13 protein-coding genes are annotated in these 22,504 nt (G+C 37.3%); 12 read left to right on the top strand and 1 reads right to left on the bottom strand.

Going from position 1 to position 22,504, the window contains the following annotated elements:
- Positions 1-10: 10 nt before the first annotated feature.
- The 7 genes from JOD96_RS13585 to JOD96_RS13555 all read left to right on the top strand — a co-directional run bounded on the left by JOD96_RS13585 (position 11) and on the right by JOD96_RS13555 (position 10,731).
- Positions 11-1,024 (top strand): zinc-binding alcohol dehydrogenase family protein, encoded by a 1,014-nt coding sequence (locus JOD96_RS13585; protein WP_209564779.1) that lies wholly within the window; start codon positions 11-13, stop codon positions 1,022-1,024.
- A 71-nt stretch (positions 1,025-1,095) separates the two neighbouring features.
- Positions 1,096-1,893 (top strand): SDR family oxidoreductase, encoded by a 798-nt coding sequence (locus JOD96_RS13580; protein ID WP_209564778.1) that lies wholly within the window; start codon positions 1,096-1,098, stop codon positions 1,891-1,893.
- Between the two features lie 6 nt (positions 1,894-1,899).
- On the top strand, positions 1,900-2,730 hold the full coding sequence (locus JOD96_RS13575; RefSeq protein ID WP_209564777.1) for an amidohydrolase family protein: 831 nt from the start codon (positions 1,900-1,902) through the stop codon (positions 2,728-2,730).
- Between the two features lie 181 nt (positions 2,731-2,911).
- Positions 2,912-5,053: a bifunctional aldolase/short-chain dehydrogenase gene (locus JOD96_RS13570; RefSeq protein WP_209564776.1), complete on the top strand. Its 2,142-nt coding sequence runs from the start codon at positions 2,912-2,914 to the stop codon at positions 5,051-5,053.
- Positions 5,054-5,388: 335 nt separating this feature from the next.
- Entirely contained in the window at positions 5,389-7,893 is a 2,505-nt protein-coding gene (locus JOD96_RS13565) for an L-rhamnose mutarotase (protein WP_209564775.1), read from the top strand.
- Positions 7,894-8,089: 196 nt separating this feature from the next.
- A complete protein-coding gene (locus JOD96_RS13560) occupies positions 8,090-9,154 on the top strand; it encodes a Gfo/Idh/MocA family protein (RefSeq protein WP_209564774.1) in 1,065 nt (354 codons plus the stop codon).
- Positions 9,151-10,731 carry a sodium:solute symporter gene (locus JOD96_RS13555; RefSeq protein ID WP_209564773.1) on the top strand — a complete coding sequence of 527 codons (1,581 nt, stop codon included), beginning with the start codon at positions 9,151-9,153 and terminating at the stop codon, positions 10,729-10,731. The genes JOD96_RS13560 and JOD96_RS13555 overlap by 4 nt, the downstream gene beginning before the upstream one ends.
- A gap of 368 nt (positions 10,732-11,099) precedes the next feature.
- Here JOD96_RS13555 and JOD96_RS13550 read toward each other — a convergent pair whose 3' ends face one another.
- Positions 11,100-12,314, bottom strand: a complete 1,215-nt coding sequence (locus tag JOD96_RS13550) for an MFS transporter (RefSeq protein WP_209564772.1) — start codon at positions 12,312-12,314, stop codon at positions 11,100-11,102.
- Between the two features lie 101 nt (positions 12,315-12,415).
- On the opposite strand from JOD96_RS13550, the gene JOD96_RS13545 reads away from it, so the two are divergent.
- The 5 genes from JOD96_RS13545 (at position 12,416) to JOD96_RS13525 (ending at position 22,428) form a co-directional block, all read left to right on the top strand.
- Positions 12,416-13,234, top strand: coding sequence for an AraC family transcriptional regulator (locus JOD96_RS13545; RefSeq protein WP_209564771.1), 819 nt, complete (start codon positions 12,416-12,418; stop codon positions 13,232-13,234).
- 351 nt (positions 13,235-13,585) lie between these two features.
- The gene (locus tag JOD96_RS13540) at positions 13,586-15,772 is read left to right on the top strand and encodes an alpha-rhamnosidase (RefSeq protein ID WP_209564770.1); all 2,187 of its coding nucleotides are present in this window, start codon (positions 13,586-13,588) and stop codon (positions 15,770-15,772) included.
- A 242-nt stretch (positions 15,773-16,014) separates the two neighbouring features.
- Positions 16,015-17,640, top strand: coding sequence for a hypothetical protein (locus JOD96_RS13535; protein ID WP_245188415.1), 1,626 nt, complete (start codon positions 16,015-16,017; stop codon positions 17,638-17,640).
- A 139-nt stretch (positions 17,641-17,779) separates the two neighbouring features.
- Positions 17,780-18,901, top strand: coding sequence for a glycosylase (locus JOD96_RS13530; protein WP_209564768.1), 1,122 nt, complete (start codon positions 17,780-17,782; stop codon positions 18,899-18,901).
- A 248-nt stretch (positions 18,902-19,149) separates the two neighbouring features.
- The gene (locus JOD96_RS13525; protein ID WP_245188414.1) at positions 19,150-22,428 is read left to right on the top strand and encodes a glycoside hydrolase family 2 TIM barrel-domain containing protein; all 3,279 of its coding nucleotides are present in this window, start codon (positions 19,150-19,152) and stop codon (positions 22,426-22,428) included.
- Positions 22,429-22,504 lie beyond the last annotated feature (76 nt).

The following is a 22,504-nucleotide window of genomic DNA, read 5'->3' as shown; positions in this document are numbered from 1 at the left end:
AAAATCTAAGATGAAATTTATAGTATGTGAAAAGCCACAGGAATTTATTCTGAAAGAAAAACCAATTCCCGAACCAAAAGACGGGGAAGTTTTACTGAAAATAAAAAGAATCGGAATTTGCGGAACAGATATTCATGCTTTTGGAGGGACACAACCTTACTTTGAATATCCCAGGATTTTGGGGCATGAACTTGCAGCAGAATATATTAAAGGAAACGCCAAAGGTTTTACACCAGGAGATAAAGTAACTTTTATTCCTTATTTTAATTGCGGAAAATGTGTTGCCTGTAGAAACGGACTCACAAACTGTTGTGTCAATATTAAAGTTTTTGGAGTTCATATTGATGGCGGAATGGCTGAATATGTTACAATTCCGGAGCAATATTTACTTCATGGCCAGGGTTTAGATTACGATGATCTTGCTTTGGTTGAACCTTTAGCAATTGCAGCTCACGGTGTAAGAAGAGCAGCGGTTAAGGCGACAGATACGGTTTTGGTAATGGGTGCAGGACCAATTGGAATTGGACTTATTCAGTTTGCTAAAATCGCCGGAGCCAGAGTTATTGTTATGGATATTAATGAGTACAGACTAAATTTCTGTAAAGAAGCGCTCAACGCAGATGCAACTATAAATCCATTAAACGACGACGTCGCAGCAAAACTGGCTGAAATTACAAATGGTGATATGGCCAATGTTGTAATTGATGCAACTGGAAACCGAAATGTAATGAATGGAGCTTTTAACTACATTTCTCATGGAGGGCGATTTGTTTTAGTCGGACTTCAAAAAGGAGAATTGAGTTTTAGCCATCCTGATTTTCATAAAAGAGAATCTACTTTGATGAGTAGCAGAAATGCAACAATTGAAGATTTTGAATATGTGATGAAATGCCTGAAAGAAGGGAAAATAGATCCAAAAAAATACATTACGCACAGAACTGGTTTTACAGAAATGATAGATGATTTTGCAAAGCTAATAGATCCTAAGAATAATGTCATCAAAGCATTAATCGAAATAGAATAATTTGTATCTGTAAAATTTAAGTCGAAAGAAACCTTTTCAGGTTTAGCTAGATAACCTTAATAACCACAAAAATGGATTTAAATTTAAAAAATAAAGTTGTTGTTGTTTCCGGTTCAGCCGGAAAGAAGGGCAGTATAGGAGAAACTATTATTAACCGGTTAGCAGATGAAGGCGCAATTCCGGTTTTGGTAGACAGAAATGACAGAGGTTTTGGTTATGCTGAAAATCTTCAAAAAAGAGGAATCGATTCTATATTCGTTCAAACCGATGTAACCGATCCTGTTGAAATGGAAAATGCAGTAAAAACTATTGTAGAAAAATACGGGAGAATCGATGCCTTAATTAATAATGTTGGAGTAAACGACGGAGCCGGCTTAGATTCAAGTTACGAGGATTTCATGAATTCTCTAAAGCTGAACGTGGTGAGCTATTTTTTATTGGCCAAATTTTCACTTCCGTACCTAAAGGAGTCTAAAGGAAATATCCTGAATATAGGTTCTAAAGTTGCTTTGACAGGACAAGGAGGAACTTCAGGTTACGCTGCTGCAAAAGGAGGAGTTCTGGGGCTTACCAGAGAATGGGCAGTTGATTTGATTCAATTCGGAATTCGCTCGAATGCAATTATTATCGCCGAAAGTTATACTCCGGCATACGAAGACTGGATTAAAACATTACCAGACGGAGAAGTTGTTTTGAAAAAAATCAATAAAAGTATTCCGTTTGAAGGAAGAATGACAAAAACAGAAGAAATTGCAGATACAGCACTTTTCATTATTTCAGATCGTTCTTCTCATACAACCGGGCAATTTGTTTTTGTTGATGGAGGATACGTACATCTGGATCGTGCTTTAATCAACGATGTAAATTAAAATTCTATGAATAACAGAATTGACGCACATCAGCATTTTTGGAAATTTGATCCTGTAAGAGACAGTTGGATCGATCATACCATGCAGAAAATTCAAAAGGATTTTTTGCCGGAAGATCTTTTGTGGCTGCTTACAGAAAATAATTTTGAAGGCTGTGTAGCTGTTCAGGCAAGTCAATCTGAAGAAGAAACAAAATTTTTAGTAGATCTGGCAAAAAACAATGACTTTATAAAAGGTGTTGTAGGTTGGGCAGACTTGTGCAGTAAAAATATTGCAGAAAGATTAGGTCATTTTTCAAGTCAGGAAAAAATTAAAGGTTTCAGGCATGTCGTTCAGGGAGAACCGGATGATTTTATGTTTAGAAAAGATTTTCGAAATGGAATTGCTGCATTAAAACAGTACAACTACACATATGATATTCTCATTTTTCATCGTCAGTTACCCGCAGCAATAAATTTAATTCAGACTTTTCCCGATCAGGCATTTGTTATTGACCATATTGCAAAACCGGATATTAAATCGGGTGACATATTATTGTGGAAAAAAGGCATCGAAGAAATTGCAAAACATGAAAATGTCTTGTGCAAAATTTCAGGAATGGTGACCGAAGCCGATTGGAATTTATGGAAAACGGATGAATTAAAACCCTATCTTGATGTTGTCTTTGAGAGTTTTTCTATCGATAAACTAATGTTTGGCTCTGACTGGCCAGTTTGCAATGTAGCGGCAGATTATGCTACAGTTGTAAAAACACTTGAAGATTATATTTCGCATTTTTCAATTGAAGATCAAAATAAGATTTGGTATCAAAATGCAAAATTATTCTATAAACTCTGATTTAAATAAAGATTATACAAAAAAGCGCTTCCAAAATCAACTCCGGCTGATAAATTTGGAAGCACTTTTTTTATGCTAAAAAAATATCGCAAAAAGTGATTTTGACAAAGGATAGTACAGGATAGTTATATTTTTTACATTCTCTTATTTTACATTCAGATTGATAGTTAAAATAACGCAAATGTCGAATACAATTATAACCAATATGAATTTTAAGCACGTCAGCTATTTATGGGATGAGAGCAAAGCATCGGCTTTGTCAGGAGATGAAGTAGCGCTTTTTATTTATCGTTCCAATATACTGGGAGCCGATTTAAGGCTAACCAACTATGGGGGAGGCAACACCTCGGTAAAGATCACAGACAAAGACCCCTTAACGGGAAGCACTTCGGAGGTAATGTGGATCAAGGGCTCTGGAGGCGATATCGGCACACTGACAAAATCAGGCTGTGCAGCCCTATATTTAGAAAGGCTCCGTAACCTTGAAAACGTTTACAGAGGCATTGAATTCGAGGACGAAATGGTGGAATTATTTAATCACTGTATTTTTGATCTGGCTTCAAAAGCGCCATCCATCGATACACCCCTGCACGGGTTTTTGCCCTTCAAACATATCGACCACCTGCACCCCGATGCAGCCATTGCCATTGCAGCGGCCAAAGACGGGGCGAGAATCACCGAAGAACTCTTCAACGGCGAAATCGGCTGGGTAGGCTGGCAGCGTCCCGGCTTCGACCTTGGATTACAATTAAGGGCATGCCTTGAAGAGGCAGCCAAAAAAGGAAAAAAACTAAGAGGCATCATACTGGGCTCCCACGGATTATTTACCTGGGGGGAGACCTCATACGAAAGTTATATCAACACACTGGAAGTAATTGAGAAATGTGCTGAATACCTGGAGAACAGCTACGAAAAAAAACGTCCCGTATTCGGAGGACAAAAAATACAGAGTTTACCGGAAAACGAACGTAAACTAAAAGCGGCAAAAGTAGCTCCAATTTTAAGAGGATTCTGCTCGTCAGAGCGCCAGATGATCGGGCATTATACCGACGATGCGAGGGTTCTGGAATTCATCAACTCAAATGATCTGGAAAAACTGGCCCCGCTAGGGACTTCCTGTCCGGACCATTTTTTGAGAACCAAAATCAGCCCGTTGGTTTTGGAACTCGATCCAAACGAGGACCTGTCCGACCCGGAAGCCGTAAAAGCAAAACTAAAACCTGCTTTTGAAGCCTACAGGGCATTATACAAAGAATATTACAACAACTGTAAAAAAGATAATTCGCCAGCCATGCGTGACCCAAATCCAGTGGTAATATTATATCCGGGAGTTGGAATGTTCACTTTTGCCAAAGACAAAACCATGGCAAGACTGGCATCTGAATATTATGTGAATGCAGTAAATGTGATGAAAGGCGCCGAAGCCGTTTCAGAATACACCTCACTTCCGCATCAGGAAGCCTTTGATATCGAATACTGGTTACTCGAAGAAGCCAAGCTTCAAAGAATGCCAAAACCAAAAGCACTCTCTGGAAGGGTAGCACTGATTACCGGATCGGGCGGAGGAATAGGCAAGGCGATAGCAAAGAAATTTGCCCAGGAAGGCGCCTGTGTGATCATCAACGATATCAACGAGGAACGCCTGCAGGAAACAACAGCAGATTTCATTAAATCATTTGGAAAAGATACCGTCGCAGGCACATTATTGAATGTCACCGATGAGAAAAGCACAGAAAAAGCATTAGACGAAGCTTGTCTGGCATTTGGAGGCGTGGACATTGTGGTGAACAATGCCGGAATCAGTATCTCCAAATCAATAGCCGAACACAGCCTTGAGGAATGGGACCGTTTATACGATATCCTGGTAAAAGGGCAGTTCATAGTTTCAAAAGCTGCAATAGAAGTCATGCGCAAACAGGGATTTGGAGGGGATATAGTGAACATCGTCTCCAAGAATGCGGTAGTTGCAGGCCCTAACAATCCGGGTTACGGCTCGGCCAAAGCCGCCCAGGCACACCTCACGCGCCTTATGGCGGCAGAACTGGGTACGGATAAAATCCGTGTGAACACGGTAAACCCCGATGCAGTGATCTCCGACTCGAACATCTGGTCGGGAGGCTGGGCAGAAGGACGTGCAAAAGCATACGGGGTTACCGTAGAGGAGCTTCCGGCATACTATGCCAAACGCACCTTACTGAATGAAATCATATTGCCTGATGATATTGCAAACGCCTGTTTTGCATTTGTGGGCGGTTTACTGGGTAAATCGACCGGAAATGCACTAAACGTAGACGGTGGCGTTGCAATGGGCTTCTATAGATAATAATTAGTTTTTTTAAGTTTGTTTAAGCAAAAGTGGTTTTTTGTGCTATTTGACGCCCGTGTATTCGGGCGTTAAATTTTTTAAACAACAATAGCATAGAGATTTAAATCTCAGAAATAGAAAATCCATTTTTTAAGATGGATTTTTTTGTTTCCAAAAATAAAGATACCTTTTAGAATTTGCAGGAGGGTACAGGATGCAAATATTGCTATGTTCTGTTAAATTGGACAATTATTTAATTAAAGTGTTAAAAACACATTTATTTGTAAAATTAATATTGTTTAAATTGAATGCCTCATAATTTTATTCCAGAAAAAAATCAAAAAAATTAACTAATGCGTTTAAATACTTTCACTAAAATACTGATCTGTTTTGTTATAATCTGTACTACATTCTCGATGAATGCAGCTGAGATATGGGTATCAAAAAATGGAAATGACAAAAATCCAGGAACCAAAGTGAATCCTCTGGCTACTATACAAATGGCCGTTAGAAACGCCCGTGAGCTAAGAAGATTAAAAGATCCCTCGATAAAAGACGGAATCCGAATCATTGTAACGGATGGAACGTATTATTTAAACGAACCATTATTTATCAGACCAGAAGATTCAGGAACTGCAGATAGCCCAACGACAATTGAAGCAGATGTAAATGCAACACCAATCATAAGCGGCGGTATAGAAATAAAAAACTGGAAAAAAATTAGCGTTTTAAATGGTAAAAAAGGGATATTTTGGGTAGCCGATGCACCTCAAAAAGCAGGTGAAATTATCAATTACCGACAATTATGGGTGAACGGAAAAAAAGCCATGAGAGCCAAAAACACTGCCGGAAACCAAATGGATCGAATTCTTTCCTGGGATGCGGCAACAGAAACTTGTTGGATTCCCTTCAAAGATAAATCCATTAAGTACGAACCGGGAATGGAAATGTTTATTGTACAATGGTGGTCGACTGCCAATCTTCGAATTAAAAATATAGAAATACAAAAAGACAGCGCCAGACTTTCATTTGAACAGCCTGAAAGCCGTATTCAGAGCGAACATCCGTGGCCAGCGCCGTGGATTTCTAAAAACAACGGAAACTCTGCGTTTTATTTAAACAACGGAATTTCATTATTGAATGAACCCGGAGAATGGTATTTGGATAAAAAAAATGCTAAAATCTACTATATTCCGAGAGCTGGAGAAGATATGAATTCGGCTAAAGTGACGGTCCCAGTTTTAGAAAACTTAGTACAACTTAAAGGAACAATCGATTCTCCTGTAAGTCATTTTAGATTTAAAGGCATATCATTTCAATACAGCAATTGGCTCCGACCTTCGCAACAAGGCCATGTTCCGTTGCAGGCGGGAATGTACTTGTTAGATGCTTACAAATTGAAAATTCCGGGAACACCAAATCAGACGAATTTAGAAAATCAGGGTTGGGTGGGTCGACCGAGAGCAGCAGTTGAAATAAATTATTCAAATAATATTCAGTTTGAATCTTGTCGTTTTGAGCATCTGGCATCTACTGGTTTAGATTTGAATAAAGGCACAAATCACAATGTCATTAAGGGAAATTTATTTAAAGACATTGGCGGAAATGCGCTTACAATTGGTATATTTTCTGAAGAAGCTTTTGAAGCACATTTGCCTTTAATAATCAAAGATGAAAGAGAAATTTGCTCTGATGAATTAATCGCAGACAATTTAATTACCAATGTTGCCAATGAAGATTGGGGATGTTTAGGAATTGCAGCCGGCTTTGTAAAAAATCTAACTATTGAACATAATGAAATTTCAGATGTTGCGTACAGTGGCATTTCGATGGGCTGGGGCTGGACGCATACCAAAAACGTGATGGAAAACAATAAAATCCTGGCGAACAAAATTCATCATTATGCCAAACATTTACATGATGTTTCGGGAATCTACACACTTTCATCACAACCCAACAGCCGAATCGAAGAAAATTATATCGATAAAGTCTACAACAGTCCCTATGCACACGATCCTTTTTTGTGGCTGTATTTGTATACTGATGAAGGAAGCGAAGGTTTTACCATTAAAAACAACTGGATTGCCGAAAAGAAAATCCTAAAAAATCATAATGGACCAAAAGGAAATATTTGGGAACACAACGATCCGTATGTAAGCACCAAAATTAAAGATGCAGCCGGAATCAGAGCGCCTTATGCAGTTTTAGAAAAAGAAGTTGTAATTGATGAACAGTGGGGATTGCAGGAAATGCCAAAACCGTACGCGATTGAATTAATAGGTTCTGATTTTGATCTCGAAAAAATCAAATCAACTTTGGTTGGTTTCAGAATTGTGGGTCAGGAATTGTACCAATGGAAAAATCATTTGGTGATTTACGGAAAAATGAATCAGCCGGAAAGAACAAAGCGGAAACTAGCTTTGGCTTTTCCTTCTTTAGAAATTAAAATTTATGAAGATTTGGTTTATGACTTTCAAAATTTTGAAAGATGCAAAGACTCTAAACCAGCATCTGAGTGGGAAAATATTGTCTTGGCAGCCAATTTAGTTGATGATTCAAAAATGCAAAAAGAATATGTCGATTATCACACGACGCAATTCGAGAAATGGCCAGAAATCGCAAAAGGATTCTGCAACGCCGATTTTCAGCAATTGCAGGTTTTCAAAAAGGATAGACAATTGATTCTGGTCATCAGTGTTCCGAAAGGAGAAAATCTGGACAAACTAAATCCCAAAACAACAGAAAACAATCCGCGTGTAGACGAATGGAACGCTTTAATGAAAAAATACCAAACGGGAATCGAAGGCGCAAAAACAGACGAAACCTGGATATTTTTAAACAAAGTAGAAAGTAAATAATGGTATATGACTTATCCTAACAGGTTTCCAAAACCTGTTAGGTATTCTTAAGTTCAAAGAAATACAAGCCACAGATTAAAGGATTAAAAGAATTTGTAATCTGTATTAATCTTTTAATCTGTGGCAAAAATATATACCTAACAGGTTTTTGAAACTTTTTAGGATAACATACTATCAAAACCTAAATTAAATACCAATGTTAAAAATAGCCATTCTAGGACTTGGAGAAGGACGAAGCACAATGTCTGCTGCTATAGAAAGTTCAAAATTAGAGCTTGTCAAAATATGCGACAGAAACGAAGATTTGTGTAAACAAAGAGCAAAAGAATTCGATTTTCATTCGTATACAACGAATTATGAAGATATTTTAAATGATGAATCAATAGATATTATTGCGATTTATACACCAGATCATTTGCACGCAGAACATGTAAAACAAGCTCTTCTTCATGGCAAACACGTTGTCTGTACAAAACCGTTTATTGATGACCTTTCTGATGCCAAAGCATTATTAGAATTGAGTAAAACATCGGGCAAAAAAGTTTTCATCGGACAAAGTTCGCGTTTCTTTGAACCTGCTAAAAGACAAAGAGCCGATTTTGAAGCGGGTTTAATTGGGGATTTAATTACCATTGAAGCCCAATATCATGCGGATCACAGATGGTTTTTAAAGAAAGAATGGTCGCTTTTGCAATCGTTTAAATGGTTGTACGGAGGTTTGAGTCATCCTGTAGATTTCATTAGATGGTATCTTCCAAATATTCAGGAAGTAATGGGTTACGGAATGATCAGCAGCAACGGAAAAAATGCCGGATTAAAAAATGAAGACACCATGCATTTCATCTTCAAAGCAACCGACGGCAGAATTGCCAGAGTTAGTGGCGTTTATACATCGCCAACGCAACCTGCACAGCGTGACAGTGGCATGAGTACGATTCTGCGGGCAACAGAAGGAGCAAGTCAGGCCGATTATCACGAATTGCGTTATGCAGTGACAGACAAAACAGGAGAAGAAAAAGTGATTACCTGGGGCGACAGTACTATTAAATATTATTTCCGTTTTGAAGGACAAAGTCATCATGGCGGGGAATATCAAAATTATTTAGAATATTTTGCGGATAGTATCGAGCAAGGTTTTGAAGCTTATCCAAACATGGAAGAAGGAATTGGAACCGTGGCTTTACTTCAGGCAATGGATAAATCTTTGCAAACTGGAATGCCGGTTAAAATCGCCGATATTCTTAACGAATACGGACTATGAACAGTATCTACGATAAATTAACAACGCTCGATTTTATAATTGTTGCCGTGTATTTGGTGACTTTATTGGTCATTGGTTATGTAGTAAGCGTGAAGCAGAGCAAGAAAAACGAAACACTTTTTCTGGCGTCTAATTCGTTGAGCTGGTACAGTATTGGATTTAATATGTGGGGGACTAATGTTGGGCCGTCATCGTTATTGGCTTTTGCGAGTATTGGTTATGCAACCGGAATTGTAGCCGGAAATTTTGAGTGGTATGCGTTTGTTTTTTTACTGCTTTTGGCGATGGTTTTTGCACCCAAATATATTGCGAGTAAAGTAAGTACAATGCCCGAATATATGGGAAAACGCTATGGCGACAGTACGCAGAATATTCTGGCCTGGTATGCTATGGTAAAAATTTTGGTAAGCTGGTTATCGTTGGGATTATTCAGCGGAGGCGTTTTAGTACGTCAGATTTTAGGAATTCCGATGTGGCAGAGTGTTACTGTTTTAGTGATATTTTCCGGGATATTTACGTTTGCCGGAGGCTTAAAAGCAATTGCAAAAGTGAATGTTTTTCAGATGATTTTGCTAATTGTGGTTTCATTGACTTTGTCTTATTTAGGTTTGCAAAAATTAGGCGGAATCGATGTTTTAATTTCCAAAACACCCTCTAACTTCTGGAATTTGGTACAGCCTGCAAACGATGCGCACTACCCATGGCCGGCTATTTTGTTGGGATATCCGGTTGCGGCAGTAGCGTTTTTCTGTACCGATCAATCTATGGTGCAGAGTGTTTTAGGAGCGAAGAATTTAGAACAGGGACAACTAGGAGTAAACTTCATAGGCTGGTTAAAAGTGATGGCTTTGCCATTGTTTATTCTGCCTGGAATTTTATGCTACGCTTTATATCCAGAATTAGGAAGCAATTCTGATTTGGCTTATATGACAATGGTCACAAATTTATTCCCAAGCGGAATGAACGGTTTAGTAATTTGTGTCATGATTGCGGTTTTGGTAGGAACAATTGGTTCTTCTTTAAATGCTTTAAGCACCGTTTTCACCAATGATATTTACGTAAAGAAAATCAACCCGGCAGCGACTATCAAAGATCAAATTAAAATAGGACGTTTGACAATTGCTGCCGGCTGTGTTTTTGCTATTTTGATTGCCATTGCGATTGATAATATCAAAGGACAAAATTTGTTTAATATTTTTCAGGCCGTTTTAGGATTCTTGGCACCGTCTTTATCGGTTGTGTTTTTGCTGAGTGTTTTCTGGAAACGTACCACAAAAAAAGCGGTAAATGCTACATTATCCTGGGGGTCAGCTTTTAGTTTATTTGTTGGAGTTTTATACTTATGGATTTTTCCTGCAGATAAATATCCGGTTTGGCCGCACTTTTTATTGATTTCATTTTACATTTTTGCTGTACTTTTAATTGCAGCAATTATTATTTCATTAACCGATAGAAATCCTGAAGTTAATTTTTCTGATGAAACGGATATTCCTAAGACTAGTAAGAAAGTGAAGTTGTTGTTTGGTTTGTTAGGATTGATGATTTTGGCTTTGTATTTGTTTTTTAATGGAAATTAAGTTTTAAAGGTAAAAATATTCAAACCTTTCCCGTGGTTTCAACCACGAGAAACGTAATATGAGAAATGCAATGTTATATATCTAGCAGCATCCCAGTAGTTGAAACCACTGGCTATGTTTTGAAAAGGATATTTAATAAAAAACACATAGTTTCACTAAGAAAGCTATATGTTTTTTTTGAATTGCCTCCAGTTTTAACTGGAGGTATATATAATAAGAATAAAAAAAGGCTTTAGCCAAATTATAGATATTATTTGGCTAAAGCCTTTGAGCTTTGTATTATTTCTCATCCAGCTAAAGCTGGACGCAATTAAAACTTAATTTTTTAGATAAAAACTTTGCGTCTTAGCGACTTTGCGAGATTAAAACTAATCCTGAGCTTTCTTTCTCTTCTCCAAATTAGGCAAAAACCCAGTAATAACCCCAATCAAAGGCAAAAACGCACAAATCTTAAATACATATTCAATACTTGTGGTATCAGCAATTCTTCCTAAAATAGCAGAACCCAAACCACCCATTCCGAAAGCAAATCCGAAGAAAAGGCCGGCAACAAGTCCGACTTTTCCGGGCATTAATTCAGTTGCATACACTAAAATCGCAGAGAATGCAGAAGAAAGAATTAATCCGATAATTACAGATAAAGTTCCAACCCAAAATAAGGAAACATAAGGCAGCAACATAGTAAAAGGAGCCACGCCAAGAATCGAAACCCAGATTACATATTTTCTGCCGTATCGGTCTCCAATTGGCCCGCCAATCAAAGTTCCTGCAGCAACAGCGCCCGAGAACAAGAATAAATACACCTGAGACTGCTGAATCGAAATATGGAATTTATCAATCAAAAAGAAAGTGTAGTAACTTGTAATACTGCTCATGTAGAAATACTTAGAGAAAATCAGCACCAATAAAATAATCAGCGAACCAATCACCCTGTTTTTAGACAAATGATGCGTTTCAATTTGGTGAGAAGCTTTATTCGCATTTCTTTCAGATAAATGTGCGGTGTACCAAATCGCAATTTTATAAAGGGCAAAAACGCCAACTAATGCAATAATACAAAACCACGCCACATAAGATTGCCCATGCGGAATAATGATAAATGCAGCCAATAAAGGACCGATAGCACTTCCTGCATTTCCTCCCAATTGAAAAATTGACTGTGCTAAACCTTTTTTTCCGCCCGAGGCTAAATGCGCCACTCTGGAAGATTCAGGATGAAAAATCGAAGATCCAATTCCGATTAAACTTACAGATAATAATAGATAAGTAAAGCTTGAAGCAATCGAAACAAGGAAAAGTCCGACCATTGTAAAACACATTCCAATGATTAAGGAATAAGGTCTGGAATTTTTATCCGTATACATTCCCACAAACGGCTGTAAAATAGAAGCGACAATTTGATATGTAAAAGTGATGATTCCGATTTGAGAAAAACTTAAATGAAAATTTTCCTTTATCAGCGGATAAATTGAAGGCACAACAGCCTGTAAAAGATCATTAATTAAATGAGAAAAACTTATGATAAATAAGATCGAATAAGTGGTTTTTTTAACTATATCAGGATTTGCTTTAATAGTGTCCATGAGTTATTTTTTGATTTTTAAATTAAGTTTAAAAACAACAGCTGTATTATTTTTTACAAAGATCAAAAGAATAGTAATGTCAGAATTGCTATATTTGGACAATGAATAACCAGATTCAGACATATCGATTAGCACAGGATTACGGATATCAGGTGAATCCGTCGATACCTGTAATTGGTTATACCGAGATGGTTACCAATGAAATGTGTATCTCGCATTCGCATCCCAGAGGTCAGCTTATTTATGCAACGCGCGGTGTAATGAATGTCGTAGTAGGACATCATATTTGGGTTGTAAATCCGTTGCAGGGCCTATGGCTTCCTGGCGGCGTAGAACATCAGGTAACTTTTCAGAAAGACGTTAATTATTACAGCGTTTTTATCGATCCGTCTGCAATGGGCGGATTGCCCATAAACAGTTTTTCGTTTGATATTCCGATGTTCTTAAAACAATTGATTTTTAAAATTATTTCTTTTGGAACTGCTGGAAATCTTACCCCTTCGCAGCGGAGAATTATAGAAGTTTTTCTGGATGAATTGGCTTTAATTGAACCGAGCGCCACTTTTCTTCCCACAACAAATCACGAAAGATTGCAAAAAGTCGTAGAGCTTTTAATGAGTGATGTTGCAAGTAAAAATACCATAGATCATTATGCCGAAATCTCATTTATGAGTACCAGAACTTTATCCCGATTATTTATTAAAGAATTGGGAATGAATTTCAGCGATTGGCGCACGCGACTAAAATTATTAGAAGCCATAAAACGACTAGGCGAAAAACAATCCATTAAAGAAATTGCTTTTAATTTGGGTTACGAAACGACAAGCGCCTTTATTTATATGTTTAAAAAGCATTTAGGCAAAACACCTTCCAATTATATTTTAGAAGATCAAAATGATTCGGAAAAGATGATTGCTTAGATCATAAGCTAAATTAGAACGCCGATAAAACGGATTTACTTCGTAAAGACGCAGATTTACACAGATTTTAATTTCAGTAAAACAACTTTGTCAAAGTTCAAAACTTTGACAAAGTTATTGAAGAGAACCAAAAGAAAAATCCGTGACAATCTGCGTCTTCGCGATAGCGAATCCGTTTCATCAGCGTCCCATAAAATTCTAACATCATTTTTTTTAGTACTAAAAAAGTGATAAGCCATAATTTTTCCCTTAAAAAATTATCAAAAAGAACTGTTTTTTATGAAATAGCAGGATAGTACAGGTTGTCAAATGTGTAGATAACACTTATCTTTAGCTCCAAAAAAAAGATAAATGCAAAGCCGATTTTCCATATTTAGATTTTTGTTTGTTTGTGTTATTTTATTTTCTACGACGATTTTGTTCGCTCAGGAAAAAACAAAAGAAGCAACATGGATCTGGTATCCAGGTGATTTTGAAGTTTTGTTAAGCAATAAAATGCAGGTAAGACGTACAGAGCGCGAAGCAGTATTTCCACCGCTTTGGCAATATTACAGTCCGTATGCCCTAGTAACTTTTCAAACCGAAGTCGATATTCCGGAACCAGATGAGGTAAAAATCTATACAGAAGGATCTTTTCAATTTCTCTTAGATGGTGTTCAGGTTTATGGACAGCCAAAATCAATAAAAATTCCTGCCGGAAAACACAAAATCTCATTCAAAGTATACAATCAGGAAGTTTTGCCGGCTATTTATATTGCAGGAAAATATGTTAAATCTGATGCGTCATGGAAGGTTACCAACGAAGATAAACTCTGGATTGATGAAGCCGGAAAAGCACAACAATCCGGAACACCATGGATGCCAGTCGGTTCCTGGAATTTCAATTTGCCAGAGAGTAAACCTTCTGAATTTAAACTGACAACCAAACCCTTAAACGCAAAAAAAACAGAAAAAATAGGAGCTGGCACATTGGTAGATTTTGGAAAGGAAACTTTTGGTTATATCAAAATTCATGGCTTAAAAGGAAAAGGCAAAATAGCACTTTATTATGGTGAATCTCGTGAGGAAGCGCTGGATACTGCCAAATGTGAAACACTAAACCATTTATCTTTTGATGGAAACCAGCCTGAAACCTACACTCATGATGGATCGAAAGCATTCCGCTATGTTCAGGTACAGGCAGATGCAACGGTAAAATATGATTCAATTTCGATGCTGTATGAATATTTGCCCTTAGATTATCGTGGAGCATTCAAATCTTCAGACCAACAATTGAATCAAATTTGGGATGTGTCTGCTTACACGATGCATTTAACATCCCGCGAATTTTTCATAGACGGAATTAAACGCGACCGCTGGGTGTGGTCTGGCGATGCTTATCAAAGTTATTTAATGAATTATTATTTATTCTTTGATTCTGCTTCTGTAGAGCGAACACTATTGGCGCTTCGTGGTAAAGAACCTGTAACGGCTCATATCAATATCATCATGGATTATTCGCTGTATTGGTTTGTAGGGGTTTACGATTATTATTTACACACCGGCGATACGAAATTCATCAAAACTTTTTATCCACGAATGAAATCACTGATGGAATTCTGTTTAGAAAGAAGAAACAAAAACGGATTCCTGGAACCTTTAGAAGGCGACTGGGTTTTTATTGATTGGGCAGACGGATTACCAAAAACCGGCGAGGTGAGTTTTGAGCAAATGCTTTTAGCAAGAAGTTTAGAAGCCATGTCAGTTAGTGCTAAAATTGCCGGTGAAAATGAAGACCAAAAACAGTATCAAAAATTAGCGGATGATTTAAAAGCAAAATTATTTGACGTGTTTTGGGATAAAAAAGAAAACGTGATGAAGCATCAGCGTATAGACGGTAAAATGCAGAATATTGTAACCAGATATGCTAATATGTTCGGTATTTTTTTCAATTATTTTACTGAAGAACAAAAACAAAGTATAAAAAAGAAGGTCTTGCTCAATGATGATATTCTTAAAATCACAACACCATACATGCGTTTTTACGAGTTGGAAGCCTTATGTGCTATGGGCGAACAAGATTATGTGTTGAAAGAAATGAAAGACTATTGGGGCGGAATGTTAAAAGAGGGAGCAACTTCTTTCTGGGAAGAATACAATCCAAATAAAAAAGGAACAGAACATTTAGCAATGTATGGACGACCTTATGGAAAAAGTCTTTGCCATGCCTGGGGTTCTAGTCCAATTTATTTATTAGGAAAATATTATTTAGGAGTAAAACCATTACAACCAGGTTATGCCGAATATGAAATCAAACCGAATTTAGGTGGTTTACAATGGATGCAGGGAAAAGTGCCAACACCAAACGGTGAAGTTGAATTGTATTGCAGCACCAAAGAAATAAAAGTAAAAGCAGCTGAAGGCGAAGGAAAATTGATCTTCGAAAGTTCAAACAAACCGAAAACAAATTCAGGAACGATTACAGAATTAGCAAAAAATAAATATCAATTGATTGTGCAGCCGAATGTGGAGTATAAAATAAGTTATAAAGCAATTTAAGTTCTTCGTAATTAGTGCCTAGTCCTTAGTGATTAGTTGTTAGTCCTTAGTTTGGAACGTCTAGTTTGTCATTCCGAGGAACGAGGAACCACACACGTAACCACAAGATTGTCGACTATTGTTGCGGAATTTCTAGTGCGATTTCTCCCTTCGGTCGAAATGACAAAAAGCAAAAAAATAAAAAAACAATGTTTTCAAAAAATACAAAATACAATTTCAAATTAAAAACAGTTTTTCTACTGATGTTTTCAGTGTGCTTTCAATTTTCAGTTTTAGCACAAAATTCAAGCTGGAAACCCGCCTCTTTTGAACTCGTAAAATCAAACTACAAAACATTCAAAACCACACAATACGCACATGTATTTGCGGGAAGTAAACATAATATTGTTCGTTTAGCTCCGGAATTACAAGGTCTGACAGGAGTTGAACTTCCTTTAAATCAATATAAAAATGCAACAAATGCTCCATTACAATTAAAATTTAAAGAAACTGTTCAGGTTTTGATTGGTATTTTTAATGAAAATAATTCCGAATATCTTCCGGCAGATAAAATTCAAAATGCAAAATTGGTTTTAGAAAACGGACTGACCATTACAGGTTTACCTCCCGTAAATGTGTATGCCGTTTCCTATTCAAAAGGAACACAGACGATAAATCCGGGAAAAGGATTATTTGCCTTTTTAGGAGTGGTAAAAGCTTCTGAAAAATTAGAAAAAAGAAACGCAGCATTTCCAGACGGAAAACTTTGGAATCCAACTTTTATTGTAGAAGGATTTTCAGATGAAAAACCACTTTTCGAAATTATGGGAGGAGAAAACAAACCCGTTATTGATGAAGGAATGTCTGGAACAGAAGGAATTCAGGGAGGTTTTGAAGGCGGAAGAGTAGTAAAAGTAGGCGATACGTATCATATGTTTCCAACAGAAAGAGCAGGAGAGAGAGGTGTTGATTATTACTACGATCGTGTAAAAACCAGAATTGGTCACTGGACAAGTAAAGATGCCATCACTTGGAAAAGAGAATCAACCATTTACCAAGCCAGCGGAACTTATGCCGTTACAGAAGATGATAACCCAATGAATGATCGCCGTGCCGCAATTTGGTCGTATATGCCGGTTTTTAACGAAAAGGCAAACAAATGGTACGGTTATTATTTGGCTTATACGGTTAGTAAAGAAATAGAACCAAATCACTCTTTTGGAAGAATTTGGAGATGCGAATCTACCGTAGAAGGAATCAACGGAATTGGCGGACCTTATAAAGATATGGGAATTATTATGGAACCGGGATTAGATTCCCAGCCTTGGGAAGGACGTCAGGGAGTTGCTTCATTTTTCCCCTATAAAGTTGGCGATAAATATTTCGGATTTTACAGCGGTGCTTATCCATTTAATTCTTGGGCAGATTATCCCAAGAAATCAGGTAAAGGCTGGTTTGTGGCTTTGGCCGAATCAAAAAGTTTAGAAGGGCCATGGCAAAGAATGAACAAAGGTTTGGAACCCATTAAAACAATGCACCCAACTTTTGTCGAAAATCCGATCGTGAGCCAATTACCAAATGGAATGTACATCGCTATTTTTGACGGAGGCCCAGACGGCTGGGGACATCACTTACCCAATATGATGGCATATTCATTATCTGCAGACGGCATTAAATGGTCAGAAGCAAGATATTTACCCATAGAAACAAAAGTCAATAAATGGTGGGATATTATGAGAACGCCTTTATGCTTAATTCCAGAAGGAAACGATGTCTACACAATTGTGTATAATGCTATTGATTTAAAAAGAAGATTTCATCCAACAGGAATGGTAAAAGTTAAACTGAACAAAGATGTGATGGAAACAAGATTATCAGAATTGAAATAGAAGCAAGAGTAGAGAATAGAACATAGAATATAGAAACTTTGCGACTTCGCGACTCTGCGAGATTATTTCACCAGCATAGTTTCACAAAGATTAGAAAAACTTAGGGCCTTAGCGACTTCGTGGCAAAACAACATAACGAATGAAAATTAAATATTTACTAATAACCATTTCAGCACTTGCCATAACCGGCTGTGCAACCAAATACAAGAAACGCGACATTACCGAAACCGTAATGCAGGAAATTTATAACGAAATAAAAACACCTTATAAATACGGTTTAGTGATGGTTCTAACAGACAACTCCTATAAAATGGATTGCCCGAGCGTGTTTAGAAAAGACGGTAAATGGTTTATGACGTATTTAATTTACGACGGAAGAGGTTACGAAACCTGGCTTGCCGAAAGCGATGATTTACTAAACTGGAAATATCTGGGAAAAGTAATGTCTTTCTCAGAAAATGAAAAACATTGGGATGTTAACCAAAAAGCAGGATATATTTCGCTGCAAGATCCAACCTGGGGCGGAAGCTACGAATGGAAAAAATACGATGATAAATACTGGATGAGTTATTTTGGCGGAGACAGTAAAGGTTACGAAGCAGGAGTTTTATCTATCGGAATGGCATATACAAAAGAATCACCAACAAAACCACACGAATTCGAAAGATTAGAGAATCCGGTTTTAACACCAAAAGACAAAGACGCCAGATGGTGGGACAATAGTACGATGTATAAAAACAGTGTGATTCGCGATAAAGACAAAGTTACGGGGCACAATTTTATCATGTATTACAATGCGCGAGGCGATAGTTTAAATCCTGCAAAAGGCGCAGAGCGTATTGCTATGGCAGTATCGAACGACATGAAAGAGTGGAAACGTTATGGCAATAAACCTTTAATCAATCATCATAAAGGAATCTCAGGAGATGCTTATATTCAGCGTATTAATGATACCTGGGTTATGTTTTATTTTGGAGCTTTTTGGACGGGGTGGAATCAAGGTGCATTTAACCGTTTTGCAGTTTCGAATGATTTAGTAAACTGGACAGACTGGAAAGGAGAAGATTTAATCAAATCATCTGAACCCTATGATGATCTGTTTGCACACAAATCATTTGTTGTAAAACATGACGGAGTAGTATATCATTTTTACTGCGCCGTAAACAAAGCCGAACAAAGAGGAATTGCCGTTGCAACTTCTAAAGATGTAGGAAAAAGCAGATTGAATTTTGTTGCACCGCCGGAGAAGAAGAAAAGATAAAAGTATTAAGATATAATGAGTTCTAGAGCTGACAGGTTTTTAAAACCTGTCAGCTCTAAACCAGAAGATAATTAAAGACACAATTTTGTCATTTCGAGGAACGAGAAATCACACTAGTAACCACAAAGATTGGCGATTATAGTTGCGGAATTTCTAGTGCGATTCCTCCTTCGTCGGAATGACAAAAAAATAAAAATAAAATAATGTTTAAGCCAAATCATATTCAGCAATTTTTCAACTTTCGATTTTTGACTTTCGATTTTTTGACAGTAGTTTTAATTCTCACATCTTACACGACTCATGCCCAATCCGTAACAGGAGAACCTGCGGGAATACCTGAATTACATAAAAAATACCAATTTGCGCCTTGGGAAGATCCCACCGTTACAAGCATTAATAGACAGCCATCAAGAGCGACCGCATATTCATATACAAGTATTGAAGACGCTTTAAAAGGCGACAGAACCAAAAGCCGAATCCAAATGCTGAACGGCGATTGGGATTTTAAATATGCCGTAAATTTAAAAGAAGCAAATAAAGAATTTTACAAATCAAAAGTGTCGGCTTGGGACAAAATAGAAGTGCCGTCAAACTGGGAAATGAAAGGATATGATAACCCAATTTACAAAAGTGCCGTTTATCCGTTTCGCCCAATAAACCCGCCTTATATTCCGAAAGATTATAACGGAATTGGTTCTTATCAGCGCAGTTTTACAGTTCCCGCCAATTGGAAAGATATGACCGTAACCCTGCATTTTGGAGCCGTAAGTTCAGGATTTCAGGTTTGGTTAAACGGAGAATTTTTAGGTTATGGCGAAGATAGTTTTCTGCCATCAGAATTTGATATTACGCCGTATTTAAAAGAAGGCGAAAATGTAGTTTCGGTGCAGGTAATTCGCTGGGCAGATGGTTCTTATCTCGAAGATCAGGATCACTGGCGTATGAGCGGCATCCAACGTGAAGTTTTCATTATGGCAGAGCCAAAACTGCGCATTCAGGATTTCTTTGTTCAAACCAAACTAGACAAACAATACACGGACGCGATTTTTAAACTGCGTCCGAAAGTACAAAATCTGACAGGAGAAAAAGTTAAAGATTACACCATGAATGTTCAATTGTACGATGCCAATAATATAGCAATGTTCAAAGAACCGCTTCAAAGACCTGTGCTCGATTTAATCAACGAAAGTTATCCTCGTCTGGACAATGTTCGTTTTGGATTTTTTCAGGAAACCATTCAAAATCCAAAAAAATGGAGTGCCGAAGAGCCGAATTTATACACAATGGTTCTTTCAATAAAAGATAAAAACGGCAATGTTACCGAAGCCAAAAGCTGTAAAGTAGGTTTCCGTTCGATTGAATTCTCCAAGGAGAATGGAAAAATGCTCATCAACGGAAAAGAAACCTATGTCTATGGCGTAAACCGTCACGATCATCATCCGACAAGAGGAAAAGCCGTTACCAGAGAAGATATCAAACAAGATATTACCACGATTAAAAAGTTCAATTTCAATTTTATACGTACCAGCCATTACCCAAACGATCCTTATTTTTACGAATTATGCGATCAATACGGAATCATGGTGATGGACGAAGCGAATCAGGAAACACACGGAATTGGCGGTAAATTGAGCAACGATCCTAAATGGACAAACGCTTATCTGGAGCGCATGACCCGAATGGTAGAACGAGATAAAAATCATCCGTCTGTCGTGATGTGGAGTTTGGGTAATGAAGGCGGAAAAGGACCAAATCACGCTGCAATGTCGGGTTGGGTGCATGATTTCGACATTACGCGTCCCGTGCATTACGAACCGGCACAGGGAAATGCAAAACTAGACGGATATATTGATCCGCTTGATCCTGGATATCCTAAAACGATTGATCACGCGTACCGTTTTGAAAATCCGCAGGATGATTCGTATGTCGATATGGTGAGCCGTTTCTATCCAGGCGTTTTCACTCCCAAATTTTTAGTCGATCAAAAGAAAGATACAAGGCCCATTATTTTCGTTGAATATTCTCATGCCATGGGAAATTCAGTTGGAAATTTAAAAGAATTATGGGATGAATTCCGCTCACTTCCAAGAGTAATCGGAGGTTGTATTTGGGAATTTAAAGATCAGGGATTGGTAAAATTTGATTCCAGATCAGGACAGAATTATTTTGCTCACGGAGGAGATTTTGGCGAAAAATACCACGACGGAAACTTCAATACAAAAGGAATTGTAGATTCTAACGGAAAACCAAAAGGATCAATTTTTGAGAATAAATGGGTGTATCAGCTAGCAATTTCGACTTTAAACGGAAATCAGTTAGAAATTAAAAATCGCCAGTCGGTTAAATCATTAGAAGCTTATATTCCGGTTTTAAAAATCTTAGAAAACGGGAATATCATTAAAACTCATATTTTAAAACCTTTAAAAGTCGAGGCAGGGCAATCAACGATTTTGAATGTAAGTCAGTATCTGCCAAAAATGAAAAGCGATGCCGAGTATATTTTGAATATAGAATTCCAACTTTCTAAAGATGAACTTTGGGCGTCAAAAGGTTACGCTGTCGCGGAAGATCAATTTGTGTTGAAAAAGAGAGAAGCAGTTTCGCCTGAATCCAAAAGAGAAACTTTAAACGTTTCAGAGTCCGATTCTGATTTTAAAATCAAAGGAAAAACTTTCGATATTACAGTCAATAAAGAAAATGGTGCTTTGAGTTCGTATATTTTCAATGGAGAAGAACAAGTTTTTGCTCCATTACTTCCAAATTTTGTTAGACCCTTGACAGATAACGATAAAAGAGGCTGGAAATCTCAAAAATTGTTGAAACAATGGTACAAAGCAAAACCAAAATTGGTAAACATTTCAATAGACAAATCGGCTTCGGAAATTAAAATTACAAGCGATTACGAAATTATAAAAGACAGTGCCAGCGTAAATGTGGTTTACAACATCCTGCCAAACGGATTGATAAAAGTAGATTACAGTCTAAAGGCTTCGAACAAACTGCCAAACATTCCAAAAATCGGAATGCAGATGGGTGTTCAGCGAAAATTTGACCAGATTTCGTGGTACGGAAAAGGGGAATTGGAAAATTACAACGACAGAAGTTTTGGTTCGTTTGTGGGCAAATATTCGCTTCCAATTAATGACTTTATCGAACATTATGTAAAGCCTCAGGAAAATGGAAACCGATGTGATGTGAGATGGATGGCATTGACAACACCACAAAAAAACAGCGGATTTTTGATCGTAAACGATTCAAAAGTTTTAAGCATGAGCGCATGGCCGTATACACAGGAAAACCTGAGCACTGCCACACATACATACGAATTAAAAGATCCGGGATTTTTAACGGTAAATATCGATCTAATGCAAATGGGAGTTGGAGGAAACGACAGCTGGACATTGGTTGCTCAGCCAATTGAGCAATATCAAATTAAATCAGGAAATTATCAATATAGTTTTTATTTGACCCCTTTCAGCGGTTCAAAAAATGAATTAGAAAACAGTTTAAAGAAATTAAAATATTAAGTAAGATCTATCTATCCTAACAGGTTTCCAAAACCTGTTAGGTATTTTAGTTTAGGAAAATTAAAAATTAAAGATA

It is taken from the genome of Flavobacterium sp. 1355, from assembly GCF_017833415.1.
In the GTDB taxonomy this organism is placed as follows: domain Bacteria; phylum Bacteroidota; class Bacteroidia; order Flavobacteriales; family Flavobacteriaceae; genus Flavobacterium.
This window is presented reverse-complemented; position numbering and strand designations above follow the sequence as displayed.